Source organism: Amycolatopsis sp. NBC_01307 (genome assembly GCF_035975215.1).
Taxonomy (GTDB): Bacteria; Actinomycetota; Actinomycetes; order Mycobacteriales; family Pseudonocardiaceae; genus Amycolatopsis.
In genome coordinates this window covers 10737838-10756572 of record NZ_CP108403.1, presented here as the reverse complement: position 1 = coordinate 10756572, position 18735 = coordinate 10737838, and the positions used below count along the sequence as shown (strand labels likewise).

Here is an 18735-nt window from a genome sequence, read left to right as displayed (position 1 = left end):
GCCGGCTTATTGGCAGTCGGATTATCGGCCGTTCGCGACTACTCCGGTCTCACCGCACCGGTGGCACCGTGACCGCCCCCGCCGGTGCGCAGGCCGAGCGGACCGGGCTGGCCTGGCGGCGAACCGCCCTGGCCTCCGCCGCCTGCACCCTTCTGCTGCTCCACTCGGCCGCACTGCGCCACTGGGGCCTCGCCCTCCTGCCCGTTCTGCTCTCCGCGGCGACGTCCGCCCTGCTCGCGGGGGTCGGCGCGGCCCGCGAACGGGCGTTGCGTGCCGCCGAACCGGTGGCCATGCCCCGGCTACTGCCCGCCGTGACGTCGCTCGCCGTGACCTTGACTGCCACGTCCGTGATCGCGCTCCACTGACGAGTGAAGTCGGCACATCCTGAAAGCGATTAATCGCAATGTGAGGCGTCTGGTCGCGGTTGCATCACGGTCGCTCCTGCGAACGGGGTATTGGTGGTTGAAATCTGGACTGATGGGCCAGGAGGTGCTTACGATTACCCAGCGTCGCACGGAGCGCAGGTGGGACCGGATCTCCGGGAGTACCTGCGATCACACCGTTACGGAGAGTTGAACCCCCGGCAGCGACGGTCGAGGGTCGGCCGGGGAGACGACCATGACTGCACCGTCCAGGACCACCGGGGAATCCGCCACGGAGGTTCGCGATTATCGCACTCCGGAATCATTGCCCCGACCTGGTGGGCGACTGACCAAGGAGGACCTCGACCCGCTCGTCAAAGACGCGGGCGAGGGCAATCCCGCCGCCATCCACACCCTGCTCAAGATGATCGAGCCGGTGGTCGTGCGGTACTGCCGCGCCCGGATGGGCGGCCGTGACCTCTCGTACCTCTCGGCGGACGACGTCGCCCAGGAAGTGTGCCTCGCGGTGCTGAAGGCGCTGCCGGACTACCAGGACCGCGGCGGTTCCTTCCTCTACCTCGTGCACGCCATCGCGGCGAACAAGGTCGCCGACGCCTACCGCGCCGTGGCCCGCGACCGCTCCGAGCCCGTTCCCGAGCTCCCGGAGCGGCCGCTGATCGGCAACGAGCCGGAGAACCGCGCGCTGTCGCTCGACCTCGGCGCCCGGCTCGGCCGGCTGCTCGCCACGCTGCCCCGGGTGCAGCAGGAGATCCTCGCGCTGCGCATCGCCGTCGGCCTCTCGGCGCAGGAGACCGCCGAAGCGCTCGGCATCTCGGCGGGCAACGTGCGCGTGACGCAGCACCGCGCGCTCGCCCGGCTGCGCGGCATGATCAGCGACGACGAGTTCTAGGACCAGACCTTCACGCCGCGGGCGTGGGACCTCCTGTACCCCCTGGGGGAGGTCCCGCGCCCGCATCCATGTGTTCAGAGGCCGTAGACCTCGCGCGCGTTGTGCTCGAAGACGCCCAGGCGTTCCGCGTCCGACAGGGAGCCGGTCAGCGAGACCGCCGCGTCCAGGACGACTTCGTAGGACGCCGCCAGTTCGCAGACCGGCCAGTCCGAGCCGAACAGCAGCCGTTCCGGACCGAACGCGTCCAGCACGTGGTCGACGTAGCGGCGCAGGTGCGCCACCTCCCAGCCCGACCAGTCCGCCGCCGTGACCAGGCCGGACAGCTTGCACACGACGTTCTCGCGCTCGGCGAGCGCGGCGATCGCGCCGGCCCACGGCTCCCACTCCCCCGCCGCGATCGGCGGCTTCGCCGCGTGGTCCAGGACCAGCCGCAGCCCCGGCAGCCGCAGCGCCACCTCGCTCGCCGCCGCGAGCTGCGCGGGCCGCACCAGCAGGTCGTAGACCAGACCGGCGTCCCCGACCGCGCTCAGCCCCGCCACGATCTCCGGGCGCAGCAGCCAGTCGTCGTCCGGCTCGTCCTCGACCTGGTGCCGGATCCCCACCAGCGGCCCCCGCGACCGCAGCGCGGCCAGCCGGTCCGTGACGTCCGGGGCGCGCAGGTCGACCCAGCCGACGACGCCCGCGACCACCGGTTCCGCCACGGCCGTCGCGAGGAACTCCTCGGTCTCCTCTTCCGACGACACCGTCTGGACCAGCACGGTCGCGTGCACCCCGGCCGCCTTGGTCACCGCGCGCAGGTCGTCGGCCGTGTAGGGCCGGCGGATCGGGTCCATCGCGCCCCCCGCCAGCCACGGGTACGCCCGCCGCGACGGGTCCCAGAGGTGGTGGTGCGCGTCGATCATGAGACTCCTTCGGCAATGACGGCGTCGGCGCGCAGCAGTCCCGCGTCGACCAGTTCGGCCCACAGCTCCGGCGGCACGACGGCCCGGGCGCGCCGCGCGTTCACGCTCACCTGTTCCGGATCATGCGCGCCGACGACGACCGACGCCACCGCGGGATGGGCGATCGGCAGGGCCAATGCGGCCTCCGGCAGCTCGACGCCGTGCCGCGCGCAGATCTTCGCGATCAGCTGCGCCCGCTCGACGAGCTCGGGCGGCGCCTCGGCGTAGTCGTAGACCCGGCCGGGTTCCGCGGTGGCCAGGATGCCGGCGTTGAAGACCCCGCCGGCCACCACCGTGACGCCGCGCTCGGCGCACAACGGCAGCAGCTCGTCCAGCGCGGCCTGGTCGAGCAGCGTGTAGCGCCCGGCCACCAGCACGACGTCCAGGTCGGTGCGGCGGACGAACTCGCCGAGCATCGGCGCCTGGTTCATCCCGGCGCCGAACGCGCCGATCACGCCCTGGTCCCGCAGCTCGCGCAACGCCGGGAAGGCACCGCGCAGGGCCTCCTCGAAGTGGTCGTCCGGGTCGTGGACGTAGACGACGTCGACGCGGTCGAGGCCCAGCCGGGTCAGACTGTCCTCGAAGGAGCGCAGGACGCCGTCGCGGCTGAAGTCCCAGCGGCGCTTGTAGGCGGCCGGGACGGCGAAGCCCTCGTCGTCCTTCTCCCCCGCCCCGCCCGGGTTCGGCTCCAGCACGCGGCCGACCTTCGTGGACAGCACGTACTCCTCGCGCGGGAACTCGCGAAGGGCCGCGCCGAGGCGGGCTTCGGACAGCCCGAGGCCGTAGTGGGGCGCGGTGTCGAAGTAGCGGACGCCCTCGTCCCACGCGCGCCGCACGGTCTCGGCCGCCGTCTCGTCGGTGATCGCGTGGTACAGGTTGCCCAGCTGCGCGCAGCCGAGCCCGAGCGGGGACAGGGAGAGGTTCACGCGGTCACTCCTTCACCGGCAGTTCCCAGACCAGCCCGATGCCGGTGTCGTCGCCGGAGTAGTCGTCCTCCACGGCCAGCAGCTCGGCCATCCTGGCCTGCCACGGGACGTTCGCTGGGTGCTCCCGCAACGCCGCGCGCATCGCCGCGTAGTCGTCGACTTCGAGGACGTGGAAAAGGTCGAGGCCGTTACGCCAGATCCGCCAGGTGCGGACGCCGGCCGCGCGCAGCGCGACGTCCAGCTCGGGCGGGATCACGGCGTGGACGGACTCGTACTCGGCTTCCTTGCCGGGTTTCAGCTTCGTGTGCAGGGCCACTCTTTGTGGTGCGGGATCGTGGGTCATGACCACTCCTTCGCCGGGACATGGCACGCTGGGGAGTAACACCCAAACATCCGAGGTCTGTTGCAGGGAAGGGCGGACACGATGCCCGTCACCGATGTCGCGATCGACAAGATCAAGGACATGATCATCTCCGGCGAGCTGGCGCCCGGCGACCGGCTGCCGAAGGAGGCCGAGCTGGCCCAGCGGCTCGGGCTTTCGCGCAGCTCCCTGCGGGAGGCCGTGAAGGCGTTGTGCCTGATCCGGGTGCTCGACGTGCGCCAGGGCGACGGCACGTACGTCACCAGCCTCGAGCCGAACCTGCTGCTCGACGCGATGACGTTCGTGGTCGACTTCCACCGCGACGACACCGTGCTCGACTTCCTCGCCGTGCGGCGGATCCTCGAGCCGGCCGCGACCGCGCTGGCCGCGCTGCACATGAGTGACGACGACATCGCGGAGCTGGGCACCCTGCTCGGGGAGCTGGCCGACTCGCCGACCGTCGAGGCGCTCGTCGCCAACGACCTCCAGTTCCACCGCAAGATCGCCGACGGCTCCGGCAACCCCGTGCTCTGCTCGCTGCTCGACAGCCTCTCCGGGCCGACCGCGCGGGCCCGGATCTGGCGCGGCCTCACCCAGGAGGGCGCGGTCGCGAAGACCCGGGAACAGCACTCGGCGATCTACGAGGCCATCGCGGCCCGCGAGCCGGAACTGGCGCGCTCGTGGGCGACCGTGCACGTCGCGGGCGTGGAGCAGTGGCTGCGCAACGCACTGGGCACGGCCGACGACCCGACGTCGGACGCCGCCGCCGACCTGCCCGCCGCGGAAGCTTCCTAGCCGCACCCGCAGCACCTCCTCCTCCCACCGGTCGTGAGTGGTAATGAGGGTTAGAACCCTCATTACCACTCACGAGAGCCGCGGCAGACCCTGGAACGTCGGATGATCACGCTTTTGGACTCAGGTCTGCGGCTTTCCACCCGCATACCGGGCGATGATCAGCGCGACCAAGATGATGGCGCCGTAGATGGCGCCCTGCCACTCCGCCGTGACGTGCGCGTAGTTGAGCAGGCTGGACACCGACGACAGCAGCAGGACGCCGGTCAGCGCGCCGACCAGCGTGCCCTTGCCGCCGTCGAGGGAGACGCCGCCGATCACCGCGGCCGCGAAAACCTGCAGGATCAGCCCGGAGCCCTGGTTCGCGCCCAGCGCGCCGACGTACCCCGTGTACGCGAGCCCGCCGATCGCGGCGAGGATGCCGGCGACGACGAACACCGCCCACGCGATCCGGTCGACGCGCACACCGGCCGCCCGCGCGGCCTCGCGGTTGCCGCCGATCGCGTACAGCGCGCGGCCGACGCGGTGGTAGCGCAGCACCCAGCCGGCGACCGCGAACAGCACCGCCGCCAGCCACACCGACATCGGCAGCCCGGCGAACGTCGTGGTCGCCAGGTTCGTGAACGAGTCCGGCAGGTTGAACAGCGTCTTGCCCTTGGTCGAGCCGACCTGCACCCCGCGCAGCACGGTGAGCATGGCGAGCGTGACGATGAAGGCGTTCAGCTTCAGCTTCACGATCAGGAAGCCGTTGACGAACCCGACGAGCGCGCCGCACAGCGGGATCACCAGCAGGCCGATCGCGGTGGGCAGTTCGACGCCGAAGCCGGCCGACGCCGCCGGGATGACCACCATCGCGCCGAGCGCGGGCGCCAGGCCCATGGTGGATTCCAGCGACAGGTCGAACTTGCCGGTGATCAGCACCAGCGACTCGCCCAGCACGACCAGCGACAGCGCGGCCGACGCGGTCAGGATGCTGACGATGTTGCTCCAGCCGACGAACGTGTCGTCGACCAGGCCGCCGATGACGAACACCACGACGAGCGCGGGCAGCAGCGCGAGTTCCCGCAGCCAGAGGGCCTTGCGACGCCGGGGTGGCGCGGGCAGCTCCGTTTGGGGATCGGTCATCACGTCGGTCACGACAGCTCGACTCCTTCGATGTCGGCCACGAGGTCGCCGTCGGACCACCCGGCCTGGTGCTCGGCGACCACGGCCCCGGCGCGCAGCACCAGGACCCGGTCGCTCAGGCGCAGGTCGTCGAGCTCGTCGCTGACGATCAGCACACCCTTGCCCTCGGCGCGCACCCGGTCGACGACCGCGAGCAGCGCCTCCTTCGACTTCACGTCCACCCCGGCCGTCGGGTTGATCAGCACGACGACCCGCGGGTCACTGGCCAGCGCCCGGGCGAGGACGACTTTCTGCTGGTTGCCGCCGGACAGGTCCGACACCGGCTGCTCGGCGCTCGCGGCGACGATGCCGTAGTCCGCCAGCGCCTGGGACGCCTTCGTGAACCGCGTCTTCGGCGACGCGAGCCCGCCGCGGCCCATCTTGTCCAAAATGGACAGTGTGGCGTTGTCCATGATCGGGTGCTCCAGCACCAGGCCTTCGTGGTGCCGGTCGCGCGGCACGCAGCCGATCCCGGCCTTGAGCGCCGCCGGGATGTCGCCCGGCCGCAACGGTTTGCCGTCGACGCGGACCGTGCCCGCCGACGGGCGCCGCAGGCCGTAGACCGTCTCGGCGACCTGGTGCTTCCCGCTGGCGTTGCTGCCCGCGAGCCCGACGACTTCGCCCTGGTGGAGCCGGAAGGAGACGTCCGAGAAGCCGTCGCCGGACAGGCCGTCGACCGCGAGGATCTCCGGTGCGTCCGCCTCCAGGGCGTCCCGCGTGGCGGCGTCGCGGACGGACAGGCCGCCCGGTTCACCGGTCATCGCGTCGACCAGCTCGGCCCGGCCGACTTCGGCGACCGGCGCGGTCAGCACGTGCTTCGCGTCGCGCAGCACCGTGACCGCCTGGCAGACCTCGTACACCTCATGGAGGTGGTGCGAGATGAACAGGAACGTCACGCCGTTCGCCTGCATCTGGCGCATCCGCTCGAAGAGCCGCTCGATGGCCTGCTTGTCCAGCTGCGCGGTCGGTTCGTCGAGCACGATGAACCGGGCGCCGTAGGACAGCGCGCGGGCGATCTCGACGAACTGCCGGTCCTCGACCGACAGCTCGCCGGCCGGGGTGTCGACGTCGACGTGCACGTCCCACGACCCGAGCAGCTCGGTGGCCTGCCGCCGCAGCTTCTTCCAGCCGATCGAGAACCCGCCGCCCGCCTGCCGGTTCAGGAACAGGTTCTCGGCCACCGTGAGCTGCGGGACGACCATCGCGTGCTGGTAGACGCACGCCACGCGCGCCTTCCAGTCGTCCTGCTTGGTCAGGGGCGGGGCCGGCTCGCCGCCGAACTCGACGTGCCCGGTGTCCGTGGCGGACAGGCCGGTGAGGATCGAGACGAGCGTCGACTTGCCGGCCCCGTTGCGCCCGACGAGCGCGTGCGACTCGCCCGGGTGCACGTCGAGGCTGACGTCGTGCAGCGCCACGGTCGGGCCGTAGCGCTTCCCGACGCCGCGGGCGCTGACCACCGCGGTGGCGGGCGGCGCGATCACAGGTTGTTCCCCCACAGGGCCTTGTCGTCCACGTTGGCCTTGGTGATGACGGGCGCGGGCAGCTGGTCCTCGAGGATGCCGGGGCTGATCTCGACGATGGTGCTGTCGTGGTCGGTCGGGCCCGGCTTGAACGTCTCGCCGGCCATGGCCTTCTTCAGCCAGTACAGGCCGTACTTCGCGTACGCGTCGGCGGGCTGGGACACGGTGGCGTCCAGCTCGCCGGCCCGGATCGCGGCCAGCTCCTGCGGGATGCCGTCGTTGGACACGAGCACGATGTGCTTCGGGTCACCGACCGGGAAGAACAGGTTCTTGCGCTTGAGCGCCTGCTCGGTCGGGGCGAGGTAGACGCCGCCGGCCTGCATGTAGACGCCCTTGATGTCCGGGTTCGCCGTCAGCATGCTGTCGAGGCCGGAGGACGCCTTGTCGGCCTTCCACTCGGCCGGGATGTCCAGCACCTGGATGCCCGGGTACTTCTGCGCCATGCAGGCCTTGAAGGCCTCCGAGCGGTCGCGGCCGTTGACCGAGGCGAGGTCACCCTGGATCTGCACGACCTTGCCGGACTTGACCTTCTCGCCGATCGCGTCGCACGCCTTGGTGCCGTAGGCCTTGTTGTCGGCCCGCACCACCATCGCGACCTTGCCGCTCTCGGGGGCGACGTCGACCGCGACCACCGGCACGCCCTTGTTCTCCGCCTGCTTGAGCCCGGCGACGATCGCCGCGGAGTCCAGCGGCGTCACGACCAAGCCCTTGACGCCCTGGTTGAGGAACGTGCCGATGTCGGTGATCAGCTTCGCCGGGTCGCTGTCGGCATTGACCGTCGGGAGGACGTCGACACCCTCGGTCTTCGCCATCTGCGGCACGTAGTTGTTGTAGGCCTGCCAGAACGGCGAGGTCAGCAGCGGCAGGGTCGCGCCGACCTTGCCGCCGGTGTCGCCCCCGCCCGCACTCGGTGCGGCCGCATTGTCCTTAGTGGACCCGCAGGCGGCCAGCACCAGGCCGCAGACGGCGGCCGTGGCGGCCACCTGGATCACCCTGTTGTGCACCGCATCCTCCTTGATGACAGCGAAAAAGTCTTATTGGGGTTGCACCGGCCCGCGCGGGCGCAGGCCGTACATGCCACCGTCGACCGCGAGCGCGGTGCCGGTGGTCGAAGCGGACAGCGGGCTGGCGAGGTAGACGATCGCGCCCGCGACCTCGTCGGCGGTGACCAGCCGGCCCATCGGCTGGCGCGCGGCGAGGGCCGCGCGTTCGGCCGCCGGGTCGTCGGCGGAGTCGAGCAGCCGGCCCACCCAGGGGGTGTCCGCCGTGCCCGGGCACACGCAGTTGACGCGGATCCGGTCGGGCAGGTGGTCGGTCGCCATGGCCAGGGTCAGCGAGAGCACCGCGCCCTTGCTGGCCGAGTAGAGCGCGCGGCTGGGCAGGCCGGCCCAGGCCGCGATGGAGCAGGTGTTGACGATCGCCGCGGACGGCGAGTTCCTGAGGTGCGGCAAGGCGGCCCGGGCGAGCCGGACCATGCCGACGACGTTGACGTCGAACACGCGGTGCCACTCGTCGTCGCCGTTGGCGGTGACGTCGCCCTGCGCGCCGATGCCGGCGTTGTTGACGAGGATGTCGAGCCGTCCGAAGCGCTCCACGACGGCGTCGACGGCCGAGCGCACTTCGTCGTCCGAGGAGACGTCACAGCGGAAGCCCTCGTCACCCGGTTTCAGATCCAGGACCGCCACCTGCGCGCCGCGCTCGGCCAGCAGGGTGGCCGTCGCCAGGCCGATCCCCGAGGCGCCTCCGGTGACGGCGGCCACCAGGCCCTCGAATTCACTCACTTGCGGTCTCCGTCCACTCGGGACCGTCCGGGAAGCGGAACCGGCGCAGCGTGGCGTCGTGCATGCGCGCGGAGAACCCGGGGGCGGTCGGGGCGAGGTACCGGCCGCGCTGCACGACGGCCGGGTCGGTGAAGTGCTCGTGCAGGTGGTCGACCCACTCGATGGTGCGGTCGGTGTCGGACGCCGACACCGCGACGAAGTCGAACAGCGACAGGTGCCGCACGAGCTCGCAGAGCCCGACACCACCGGCGTGCGGGCACACCGGCACGCCGAACTTGGCGGCCAGCAGCAGGATCGCCAGGTTCTCGTTGAACCCGCCGACGCGGGCGGCGTCGAGCTGCAGCACGGAGATCGCGTTGGCCTGCAGGAGCTGCTTGAACATCACCCGGTTCTGGACGTGCTCACCGGTGGCGACGCGGATCGGCGCAAGCGCTTTCGCGATGGCGGCGTGACCGAGGATGTCGTCCGGGGACGTCGGTTCTTCGATCCAGTACGGGTCGTACGGCGCGAGCGCGGTCATCCAGGTGATCGCGGCGGAGACGTCCCAGCGCTGGTTGGCGTCGACGGCGATGCGGATGTCGTCGCCGACGGTCTCGCGGGCGAGTTTCATCCGCCGGACGTCGTCGTCGAGGTTGCCGCCGACTTTGAGCTTGATCATGTCGAAGCCGTCCGCGACGGCCTGTTCGGACAGCCGCACCAGCTTCGCGTCGGCGTACCCGAGCCAGCCGGGTGACGTGCTGTAGGCGCGGTAGCCGTGCGCTTCCAGCTGCGCGACCCGCTCGGCCCGACCCGGCTCGGCGGCACGCAGGATGTCGAGGGCTTCGGCCTCGGTGAGCGCGTCGGACAGGTACCGGAAGTCGACCAGGCTGACCAGCTCTTCGGGCGTCATCCGGGCCGCGAACTTCCAGACCGGGAGGCCGGCGCGGCGCGCGGCGAGGTCCCACGCGGCGTTGACGACCGCGCCGACCGCCATGTGCGCGACGCCCTTTTCCGGACCCAGCCAGCGGAACTGCGAGTCGCCGACGAGCGTGCGCGAGAGGTCGCCGAGTGCGGCCGCGTCCGCCGGGACGTCCCGGCCGACGACGTGCGGCGCGAGCGCGCGGATCGCGGCGGCCTGGACGTCGTTGCCGCGGCCGATGGTGAACGCGAGGCCGTAGCCGTCCGGGCCGCCGTCGGTGTGCAGCACGACGTAGGCCGCGGAGTAGTCCGGGTCCGGGTTCATCGCGTCCGAGCCGTCGAGCTCCCGCGACGTCGGGAACCGGACGTCGAGGACCTCCATGCCGATGATCTTCGCCATGGTCAGGCCTGCCTCGCGGTCTGGCGCTGCCGGCCGAGGCCGTCGATCTCCAGCTCGATCACGTCGCCGTCGCGCAGGTACGGCTTCGGGTCGGGCTGGCCGAGCGCGACGCCTTCGGGCGTGCCGGTGTTGATCAGGTCGCCGGGGCGCAGCACCATCACCTGGCTCAGGTGGTGGATGATCTCGGCCACGGAGAAGATCATGTCCTTGGTCGACGAGTCCTGCTTCTTCTCGCCGTTGACCCACAGCCGCAGGCCGAGGTCCTGCGGGTCGGGCACCTGCGCCGCGGGCACCAGCGCCGGGCCGAGCGGGTTGAAGTTCTCGCAGGACTTGCCCTTGTCCCACTGGCCGGCGCTGAACTGGAACGCGCGCTCGGAGACGTCGTTCGAGACGACGTACCCCGCGACGTGGTCCAGGGCCTCCTCGACGCTGTCGAGGTAGCGGGCGGTCGTGCCGATGACGACGCCGAGCTCGACCTCCCAGTCGGTGCTGACCGACTTGCGCGGGATGAGGACGTCGTCGCCGGGGCCGACCACGACGTCCGGCGCCTTCATGAACACGACGGGCTCGGTGGGCGGCGTCGCGCCGGTCTCCTCGGCGTGGCGGCGGTAGTTCATCCCGATGCAGACGACCTTGCCCGGCTGGGCGATCGGCGAGCCGACGCGCAGGCCCGTGACGTCCTCCGCCGGCAGCTCCCCGGCGGCGAGCGCGGCGGCCACCCGGGCGAGGCCGCCGGTGGCGAGGAACCCGCCGTCGACGTCGGCGGTCAGCCCGCTCAGCCCGTAGGTCGTACCGTCGTCGGCGCGGACGTACGGACGCTCGCTTCCCGGCTCTCCGAGGCGTACCAGCTGCACGGATGTTTCCCTTCACCAGCCCGACCAGACATCCGATGTATATCGCAGACGGGGCCTCCGATCCAGAGCCGTCGCACAATCGGCGGGAAAATGATCGGATCAGTGTCGGTGGGAGCCCGGTCGAGCACGGGGTGTCACCAGTCACAGGCGGAATAGGCCCGGTGACCGCGTCGCTGCTCCTCGGTGTAACTGGAGGAGGCGCATGACCGACACGGCGGAACCTGCCGCGCCCACCCGGCGCGCGCAGCTGAAGTTCGTCCTGATCCTGGGCGGGCTCTCGGCGTTCGGGCCCCTGTCCATCGACATGTACCTGCCGGCGCTGCCGCAGATGGCGGGCGACCTGCACGCCGCGGACACGACGGTGCAGCTGACGCTCAGCGCGTTCATCGTCGGCCTCGCGGTGGGCCAGCTGGTGCTCGGGCCGCTGTCGGACGCGCTCGGCCGTCGCGGGCCGCTCCTCGTGGGGCTGGTCCTGTACGTCGTGGGCTCGGTGCTGTGCGCGGTCAGCCCGGACGCGTGGCTGCTCGTCGCCGCCCGGGGTGTGCAGTCCCTCGGCGCCGCCGCGGGCATCGTGATCGCCCGCGCCGCCGTGCGCGACCTGTACTCCGGCACCGCGATGACGAAGTTCTTCTCGACGCTGATGCTGGTCAGCGGCCTGGCCCCGATCCTCGCCCCGCTGATCGGCGGCCAGCTGCTGAACTGGACGTCGTGGCGCGGGGTGTTCGTCGTGCTGACGGTGTTCGGCGCGCTGCTGCTCGCGGTGGTGGCTTTCGCGCTCCCCGAGCCGCTGCCGGTGTCCCGCCGCTCACCCGCGCGTCTGGGCCGGGTGATGAAGACGTACGGACGGCTGGCGGTGGACCGGACGTTCGCGGGTTACGCGCTGGCGTCCGGCCTGCTGTTCGCGTCGATGTTCGCCTACATCTCGGGATCGTCGTTCGCGCTGCAGGGCGTGTACGGGTTGAGCCCGCAGTCCTACAGCGTGGTCTTCGGCGCCAACGGCGTCGGCATCGTGCTGGCGGGTCAGCTCAACGGCCGGCTGGTGGGCCGGGTTCCCGAGCGCACGCTGCTGCTCGCCGGTCTCCTCCTCGGCGCGCTCGGCGGCGTCCTGGTGCTGGTGTCGGCGTTGGCGCACCTGCCGCTGGCCGCGCTGCTGGTGTCGTTGTTCCTGCTGGTGTCGAGCATCGGCCTGGTGATGCCGAACGCGAGTTCCCTGGCGCTGGCCGAACACGCCCGCTCGGCGGGCGCGGCGTCGGCGCTGCTGGGCGTGCTGCAGTTCGTGGTCGGCGGAGTGGCCACACCACTGGTGGGCTTGGGCGGCCCGGGAACGGCCGTCCCGATGGCGGCGACCATCGCCGGGTTCGCGTTGCTGGCGCTGGTGGCGTTCTTGACGCTGACCCGGCCGGTGGTCACGGCTCCGGATCCGCTGCCGTAAGCCGGCTGTTCTCCCTCGAGCCGTCGTCGATCGAACCCAGGTCGACGCGCATGGCGTTCGTGAGCAGCTCGAACGCGTCCACGGCAGGGTCCCACACGTCGTCGAAGTTCCGTCCCCGCAGCTTCATGTCCGGCCGGGCGAGCCAGTCCCGGGTCGCCCGGAGCCGGCCACCGAAGCCGCGAGCCGCCGACGTGACGTCTTCGGAAGCGACGATGGCGCACGAGGTGACCAGGTCCTGCAACCTGCGCAGCGCCCCGGCCAGCTCGAGAACGGTCTCCGCGTTGCCATCGGACTGATCGGAACGAGAGACGGAAAGCGCGGTCACAGCGTCCGCGAACACCTGGGTGATCTTCAGGTAGATCTCCGATCTCAACCCGAACAGGAGCTTCCGGCGTTCCAGCTCGCGCTGGTGCTCGAGCTCCTGGGCGAACCGCGCTCGTTGCTGCTCCAGCTCGGTCGCGGATCTCTTGTTCGCGCTTTTCGTCGTCAACCACGTGGTGATCGACGCCGTCAGGAGGGCGACCACCGCTGTCATGCCGGCGACAGCGATGGTCAGCCAAGCGGGAGTGTTGTTCATCTGGGCAGGCTTGACCCTCAGCCGAGGTCCGCGAGATCGCCCGTCTCGAGCTGCTCCGCCGTCACCTTCGTGCGGCCGTCGACCAGCGCGCTCAGTGCGTCGCCGTCGTCCCACATGTTCACGTTCATCGCCGCCGCCACTTCGCCGTCGCGGAGCCAGAACGCCGTGAACTCCCTCGACGCGAGGTCGCCCCGCACCACCAGCTCGTCCGCGGCCGGGTCGGCCAGGCCGCGGTACTCGCAGCCCAGGTCGTACTGGTCGGTGAAGAAGTACGGCGACGCCAGGTAGGGCTCGTTCTCCCCCAACAGGTTCTGCGCCACGTGCGTGCCCTGGTCCTTCGCGTTCTGCCAGTGCTCCACGCGGATGCGGCGGCCGTAGCGCGGGTGGAAGTGGGCCGCGATGTCGCCGACCGCGTAGACGTCCGGGGCCGCTGTGCGCAGGCCCGCGTCCACCGCGACGCCGCCGTCGTCGGACAGCTCCAGGCCCGCCGCGTGGGCCAGCTCGACCCGTGGGGCCGCGCCGACCGCCACCAGGACCACGTCCGCCGGCAGCTCGTCGCCGTTGCCCAGCTTGACGCCGCGGACGCCGTCCGGGCCGCCCGTGATCTCCGCGACCTGCTCGCCCAGGCGCCAGTGGACGCCGTTTTCCGTGTGCAGGTCCCGGAACACCCCGCCGATCGTCTCGCCGATGACCGTCGAGAGCGGGACCGCGACCGGGTCCACCACCGTGACGTCCGCGTCGTGCGACCGGGCGGCCGCGGCAGCTTCCGAGCCGATCCAGCCGGCGCCGATCACGACCACGCGCTCCGCCTCGGCGAACGCGGACCGCAGCTTGAGCGCGTCGTCGAGGCTGCGCAGCGTGTAGAGGCCCGGCAGGTCGCCGCCGGGGACCGGGAGGACCTTCGGGCGCGAGCCGGTGGCCAGCACGAGGCGGTCGTAGCGGTGCTCGCCGCCCGCGTCGTCCAGGACCAGCCGCGCGCCCAGCTCGACGCGGGTCGCGGTGACGCCCGGGGTGAACCGGATGTCCTTCTCCGCGTAGTACTTCTCTTCGTGCACCCAATCGGGTTCGTCGGTCGTGCCGAGCAGGACGCCCTTCGACAACGGCGGCAGCTCGTACGGCCGGTGCGGATCGGACCCCATGAGCAGGACTTCGCCGGTGTAACCGCGTTCGCGCAACGCGGCCGCGGCGGACGCACCGCCCAGGCCCGCTCCGACGACGACGATCTTCCGCGGCTCCGACATCCTGACCTCCACCGGCGACAGCAAATCCTGGCGCGAACCTACTCCGGAACCCGCCGCACCACATCCCGGTACGCCGGAACCCCTCGTTCCGCAAGGGAAAACTCGCGAGTAGGCAAATCGGGTGAACCGGCGTCATGGCCCCGTGGCGCAGGTCTCCCACCCCCGCACGAAGCAGAACGTCGAGGGAATCGGAGGCGACGACCATGAGTCGGGGCGAGTGGTCGGTCACCTGCCGGGATCTGGCCGGCAGGCGCAGGGACGTGACGGTGTTCGTCAGCAACGACAAGGTGGTGCTCGTCGCGCCACCGGGCGAGGCGGCGGTGCTCGGGCCGCTGGACGTCGGACGGCTGCGGGCCGCCCTGCGTGACGCCATCGTGGCTACGGCGGACGACAAGGTGGAAACCTGACAACTACCGTTCCTACTTTCCAGTAGGTTAGAGTCGGCCCGACGACGTCGAGTGCGAGGGGCCGGCCATGACCACCTACTTCGTGACGGGCGCGACGGGTTTCCTCGGGAAACGCCTGGTCGCCCGGCTGCTGCGGCGACCGGAGACGTCCGCGGTGTACGCGCTCGTGCGTGAGACCTCGCGGGAGCGGCTGTCGGTGCTCGCGGAGGGCTGGGCGAACGCCGGCAAGCTGCACCCGGTGGTCGGCGACCTGACCGAGCCCCGGCTGGGCGTCGACGCCGCCGGGCTGCCGCACCTGGACCACGTCGTCCACCTCGCGGCGGTCTACGACTTCACCGCGGACGAGGAGACCAACCGGCGCGCCAACGTCGAGGGCACCCGCCACCTGCTCGCCTTCGCCGCGACGGCCGGGGCGGGGCTCGTGCACCACGTGTCCTCGATCGCCGTCGCCGGCGACCACGCCGGGCGCTTCACCGAGGCCGACTTCGACCTCGGCCAGCACTTCGGCTCGCCGTACCACGCGACGAAGTTCCAGGCCGAGAAGCTCGTCCGCGAGCAGCCGCTGCCCTACCGCGTCTACCGGCCCTCGGCCGTCGTCGGCGACTCGCGCACCGGCGAGATGGACAAGATCGACGGCCCGTACTACTTCCTGCCCGCGATCTCGCGGCTGGCGGCACTGCCCCGGCGTCTCCCGCTCGCCGCGCCCGACCTCGGCGCGACCAACCTGGTGCCGGTCGACTACGTCGTCGAGGCGATGGAACACCTGATGCACCGGGACGCGCCGGCCGGGGCGACCTACCACCTCGCCGCCGCGCGCCCGCAGTCGCTGAACTCCGTCTACAACGCCTTCGCGCGCGTCGCGGGCGGGCCGGCGATCCGGGCCGTGCTGCCCGCGAGGCCGTCGAACGTGCTGCGGCGGGCGGGCACCCGGCTCGCGCACGCGGCCGCCGCCGGGGTCGACCGCGTGCCCGGCGGGCGCGCGACGCGGGCCGCCGTCCTCGACGAGCTGGGCGTCCCCCTCGAAGTCCTGCCGCACCTGAGCACCGAGGTCGTCTTCGACACCGCGCGCACGACGACGGCGCTGTTCGGCAGCGGCGTCCAGCTCCCCGAGCTGCGCGACTACGCCGCCCCGCTCTACCGCTTCTGGCGGGAGCACCTCGACCCCGACCGCGCCCGCCGCACCCACGGCCTGGCCGGGCGGACGGTATTGGTCACCGGCTCGTCGTCCGGCATCGGCCGCGCGTCGGCGCTCGCCATCGCGCGCAAGGGCGCGAAGGTGATCCTCGTGGCCCGGCGCGCCGACGAGCTCGACGACGTCCGTGGCGAGATCACGGCCGCCGGCGGCGTCGCGGCGGCGTACCCGTGCGACCTCACCGACGGCGACGCGGTCGACGCGCTGGTCAAGGACGTGCTGAGCGACCACGGCGCCGTCGACATGCTGGTCAACAACGCCGGCCGGTCGATCCGGCGCTCGGTTTCGCTGTCCACGGAACGGTTCCACGACTACGAGCGCACGATGGCGATCAACTACTTCGGCCCGGTGCGGCTCATCCTCGGGCTCCTGCCGTCGATGGCGCAGCGGCGCTTCGGGCACGTCGTCAACGTCACCACTATGGGCCTGCAGACCGACACCCCGCGCTTCTCCGCCTACTTGGCTTCGAAGGCGGCGCTGGAGGAGTTCGGGCTGGCCGCCGGGCGCGAAACGCTCTCGGACGGCGTCACCTTCACCTCGGTCCGGATGCCGCTGGTGCGGACGCCGATGATCGCGCCGACCGGCTACCGCGGGATCCCGTCGAGCAGCCCGGAACGCGCGGCCGCGCTCGTCGTCAAGGCCCTCGAAGAACGTCCCGCGATCCTCAGCCTCCCCGAAGGACGGGCCGCGGAGATCGCGACGTTCGTCGCGCCGCGGCTCTCCCGCTTCGCCGCACACCTCGCCCACCGGGCGACGCGGGAGTCGGCGCCGGAGGCCCGCGGGCTGCCGGGCCGGCCCGCGCCGGCGGCCGTCGCGGCGGCGATCACCCGCGTGATCTGGCGCCGTCGTGCGTGATCGGTGCGAATTCCGGCAAAACCCTGGCACCGCGGCGACGGTACTTCTACCCTCGCGCGAGTCTCGTTCATCAGGACGAGCGTGAACTGGGGAGTTCGAAATGCCGGAACGCAGTACTGGGGAACGCACCGCCTTCGCGGATCAGACCGCCGCGATCGGCACCGCCCGCACCACGACCGGGTGACGTCTTGTGAGTGTTTAGGGCGGTTAGAACCGCCCTAAACACTCACGAGCAGGTGGGGGCGGGTGGTCCGGCCGGTATCCGCGGGCGGCCCGGCCGCTACCATCGCTTCCCGGGTGTGATCGGGAGCGGAAGGCGGGCGGCGTGGACGTGGCGAGTCCGGTGCGCGCCACTGCTTCTCCGGAGCCCGCTCCCGTGGAGCCCTCCCGGCCGCTGCTGCGCTGGAGCGTGCACGCCGCCTGGGTCGTGCTGCTCGCGCTGGCCACCGAACTGCGCGTCGGCCGCTTCGGCTTCCACCCGTCCGACCAGGGCTTCATCCTCGCCCAGGCGTGGCGGGTGCTGCACGGCGAAGTGCCGCACGCCGAGATCATCTCCGCGCGCCCGCTCGGTTCGGCGGTGCTGCACGTCGCCGACTTCGCGCTGCCGATGCCGCTGTTCTTCGGCTCGAGCTTCCTGTCCATGATCGAGATCATCGTGGCGACCATCGGGTTCGCCGCGCTGGTCACCCGCCGCCGGGTGCTGGCCTGGGGGCCGGGCATGACGGCGATGGTCGCGGCGGCCTCGCTCATCAACCTCAACGCGTTCCCGCTGATGGCCTGGCACACGGTCGACGGCATCGCGCTCACCGCGTGCGGCGCCTGGGCCCTGGACGCGGGCCTGCGCGGCGGCCACGCGTTCGCCCGCCGCGGCGGGCTGGCCCTGCTGGGCTGCGCGGTGTTCGTCAAGCAGAGCTTCGCGCTGGCCGCGGTGATCGGCGTCTGCTGGCTGCTGCTGCACCCGGCGACGCGGGCCGGCGCGCTGCGGACGGCGCGCTGGTGGCGTCGCCTGGTCCTCGACCTGCTGTCCCTCGGCGCGCCCGGGCTGGCGTACGTGGCCTGGGTGAGCCTGGGCGGCGGGTTCGCGGAGATGGTCGAGCAGCTCACCGGCGGCGTGCCCGCGTACGGCCAGCGGCTGCTCGGGCTGTGGCTGGAGGACCCGGAGGTGCTGACCCGGGCGCCGGTGCGGGAGCTGAGCTTCTTCGCCGCGATCGCCGTGGTGCTGCTCGCGGTCCGGCTGCCGGGCGACCGGCTCGGCGCGGCCGGCCGGGTGGCGTCCTGGGTGCTGGTGCTGGCCGGCGCGACGGCCGTGGTCCTGACCGTGGTCGACGGCCGGTTCACCGGCTCGTCGCGCTGGGCGGACGTGCTGTGGTGGATCGTCGCGGTGAGCGTGCTGGTCAACGCGGCCGTGACGCGCAAGGTGCCGTGGGCCGGGCTGCTGGTGCTCGCGACCGGGTTCATGACCAGCCTGTCCTGGGGCAACGACACACCGACGCTGCTCACCGGGACGCTCGCGCTGACGGCGTTGCTGCTGCTGAGCGCCGTGGTCCCGCCGCGGCCGCGGCTGGCGCGGCGCTGGGTGACGGCGACGGCGGGCCTGACGGCGGTGGCGGTGTGCGGCTGGGTCGTCGTCGCGCGCCACGACCAGGCGGCCTACCTCGACCTGAGCCACGACAAGCTGACCGAGGACCTCGGCGCGGTGACCCCGGCGATGAGCGGGATCCGCACCAACCCCTCGACGTTCACCTACGTCCGGCAGATCCGCGACTGCCTGGCGGAGTTCCCGGCGGCCCGCACGGCGATCCTGCCGGACAGCTCGTTCGCCTACCCGGCGTTCGGCCTGCGCAACCCGTTCCCGCTGGAGTGGCCGCTGCCGCTGGAGATCGTCGGCGACGCCCCGCAGCGCATGCTCGCGGAGGCCGACGACCTCAACCGCGAGGGCGACTACCTGGTGCTGTTCCAGACGGACTCGATCCGGCAGCTCGCCACCGGCGGCCCGGTGCCGGCCCAGATCCCGCTCGACACCCCGGTGTTCGACTACCTCGGGCTGGAGAAGGCGATCCAGGCGAAGCTCACCGGGCGCGCGGTGACCTGCGGCAGCTTCGTCGGGAAGTACGCGCGCTGAG

General features: G+C 71.8%; 18 protein-coding genes. 7 read left to right on the top strand and 11 right to left on the bottom strand.

The annotated features are described in order from the left end of the window. Positions 1–68 precede the first annotated feature (68 nt). Together OG439_RS48585 and shbA are read left to right on the top strand one after the other, a co-directional pair. Entirely contained in the window at positions 69–365 is a 297-nt protein-coding gene (locus OG439_RS48585; protein WP_326947066.1) for a DUF202 domain-containing protein, read from the top strand. Positions 366–618: 253 nt separating this feature from the next. Then, entirely contained in the window at positions 619–1272 is a 654-nt protein-coding gene (shbA, locus tag OG439_RS48580) for an RNA polymerase sigma factor ShbA (protein WP_247062228.1), read from the top strand. Between the two features lie 74 nt (positions 1273–1346). Here shbA and OG439_RS48575 read toward each other — a convergent pair whose 3' ends face one another. From OG439_RS48575 to OG439_RS48565, 3 genes are read right to left on the bottom strand one after another with little or no spacing between them, the layout of a single operon-like run. Further along, positions 1347–2174, bottom strand: a complete 828-nt coding sequence (locus OG439_RS48575; protein ID WP_326947065.1) for an amidohydrolase family protein — start codon at positions 2172–2174, stop codon at positions 1347–1349. Next, complete coding sequence (locus tag OG439_RS48570) at positions 2171–3139, bottom strand: aldo/keto reductase (protein ID WP_326947064.1); 969 nt, start codon at positions 3137–3139, stop codon at positions 2171–2173. The genes OG439_RS48575 and OG439_RS48570 overlap by 4 nt, the downstream gene beginning before the upstream one ends. Positions 3140–3143: 4 nt before the next feature. Beyond that, entirely contained in the window at positions 3144–3482 is a 339-nt protein-coding gene (locus tag OG439_RS48565) for an L-rhamnose mutarotase (protein WP_326947063.1), read from the bottom strand. An 81-nt stretch (positions 3483–3563) separates the two neighbouring features. On the opposite strand from OG439_RS48565, the gene OG439_RS48560 reads away from it, so the two are divergent. After that, positions 3564–4295 carry a FadR/GntR family transcriptional regulator gene (locus tag OG439_RS48560; RefSeq protein WP_326947062.1) on the top strand — a complete coding sequence of 244 codons (732 nt, stop codon included), beginning with the start codon at positions 3564–3566 and terminating at the stop codon, positions 4293–4295. Between the two features lie 120 nt (positions 4296–4415). On the opposite strand, the gene OG439_RS48555 is transcribed toward OG439_RS48560, so the two are convergent. Genes OG439_RS48555 through OG439_RS48530 form a run of 6 tightly spaced genes read right to left on the bottom strand, consistent with a single transcriptional unit; the run spans position 4416 to position 10908 of the window. Next, the gene (locus OG439_RS48555; RefSeq protein ID WP_326947061.1) at positions 4416–5429 is read right to left on the bottom strand and encodes an ABC transporter permease; all 1014 of its coding nucleotides are present in this window, start codon (positions 5427–5429) and stop codon (positions 4416–4418) included. Beyond that, a complete protein-coding gene (locus OG439_RS48550; protein ID WP_326947060.1) occupies positions 5426–6937 on the bottom strand; it encodes a sugar ABC transporter ATP-binding protein in 1512 nt (503 codons plus the stop codon). Before OG439_RS48550 ends, OG439_RS48555 begins: the two co-directional genes overlap by 4 nt. After that, positions 6934–7968: a sugar ABC transporter substrate-binding protein gene (locus tag OG439_RS48545; protein ID WP_247064049.1), complete on the bottom strand. Its 1035-nt coding sequence runs from the start codon at positions 7966–7968 to the stop codon at positions 6934–6936. The genes OG439_RS48550 and OG439_RS48545 overlap by 4 nt, the downstream gene beginning before the upstream one ends. A 42-nt stretch (positions 7969–8010) precedes the next feature. Then, positions 8011–8757: an SDR family NAD(P)-dependent oxidoreductase gene (locus OG439_RS48540; RefSeq protein WP_326947059.1), complete on the bottom strand. Its 747-nt coding sequence runs from the start codon at positions 8755–8757 to the stop codon at positions 8011–8013. After that, positions 8750–10054: an enolase C-terminal domain-like protein gene (locus OG439_RS48535; protein ID WP_326947058.1), complete on the bottom strand. Its 1305-nt coding sequence runs from the start codon at positions 10052–10054 to the stop codon at positions 8750–8752. The genes OG439_RS48540 and OG439_RS48535 overlap by 8 nt, the downstream gene beginning before the upstream one ends. A 2-nt stretch (positions 10055–10056) precedes the next feature. Continuing rightward, positions 10057–10908, bottom strand: a complete 852-nt coding sequence (locus tag OG439_RS48530) for a fumarylacetoacetate hydrolase family protein (protein ID WP_326947057.1) — start codon at positions 10906–10908, stop codon at positions 10057–10059. A 202-nt stretch (positions 10909–11110) separates the two neighbouring features. Here OG439_RS48530 and OG439_RS48525 point away from each other — a divergent pair, with 202 nt between their 5' ends. Further along, positions 11111–12340 (top strand): multidrug effflux MFS transporter, encoded by a 1230-nt coding sequence (locus OG439_RS48525; protein WP_326947056.1) that lies wholly within the window; start codon positions 11111–11113, stop codon positions 12338–12340. Here OG439_RS48525 and OG439_RS48520 read toward each other — a convergent pair. Both OG439_RS48520 and OG439_RS48515 read right to left on the bottom strand, forming a co-directional pair. Further along, entirely contained in the window at positions 12315–12917 is a 603-nt protein-coding gene (locus tag OG439_RS48520; RefSeq protein WP_326947055.1) for a hypothetical protein, read from the bottom strand. The genes OG439_RS48525 and OG439_RS48520 overlap by 26 nt on opposite strands. 17 nt (positions 12918–12934) lie before the next feature. Next, a complete protein-coding gene (locus OG439_RS48515; RefSeq protein ID WP_326947054.1) occupies positions 12935–14158 on the bottom strand; it encodes an NAD(P)/FAD-dependent oxidoreductase in 1224 nt (407 codons plus the stop codon). Positions 14159–14361: 203 nt separating this feature from the next. On the opposite strand from OG439_RS48515, the gene OG439_RS48510 reads away from it, so the two are divergent. From OG439_RS48510 to OG439_RS48500, 3 genes are all read left to right on the top strand, one after another. After that, positions 14362–14565, top strand: coding sequence for a hypothetical protein (locus OG439_RS48510; protein WP_247062208.1), 204 nt, complete (start codon positions 14362–14364; stop codon positions 14563–14565). Between the two features lie 67 nt (positions 14566–14632). Then, positions 14633–16612, top strand: a complete 1980-nt coding sequence (locus OG439_RS48505) for an SDR family oxidoreductase (RefSeq protein WP_326947053.1) — start codon at positions 14633–14635, stop codon at positions 16610–16612. A gap of 325 nt (positions 16613–16937) precedes the next feature. Further along, positions 16938–18734 carry a hypothetical protein gene (locus OG439_RS48500; RefSeq protein WP_326947052.1) on the top strand — a complete coding sequence of 599 codons (1797 nt, stop codon included), beginning with the start codon at positions 16938–16940 and terminating at the stop codon, positions 18732–18734. Position 18735: the final 1 nt, after the last annotated feature.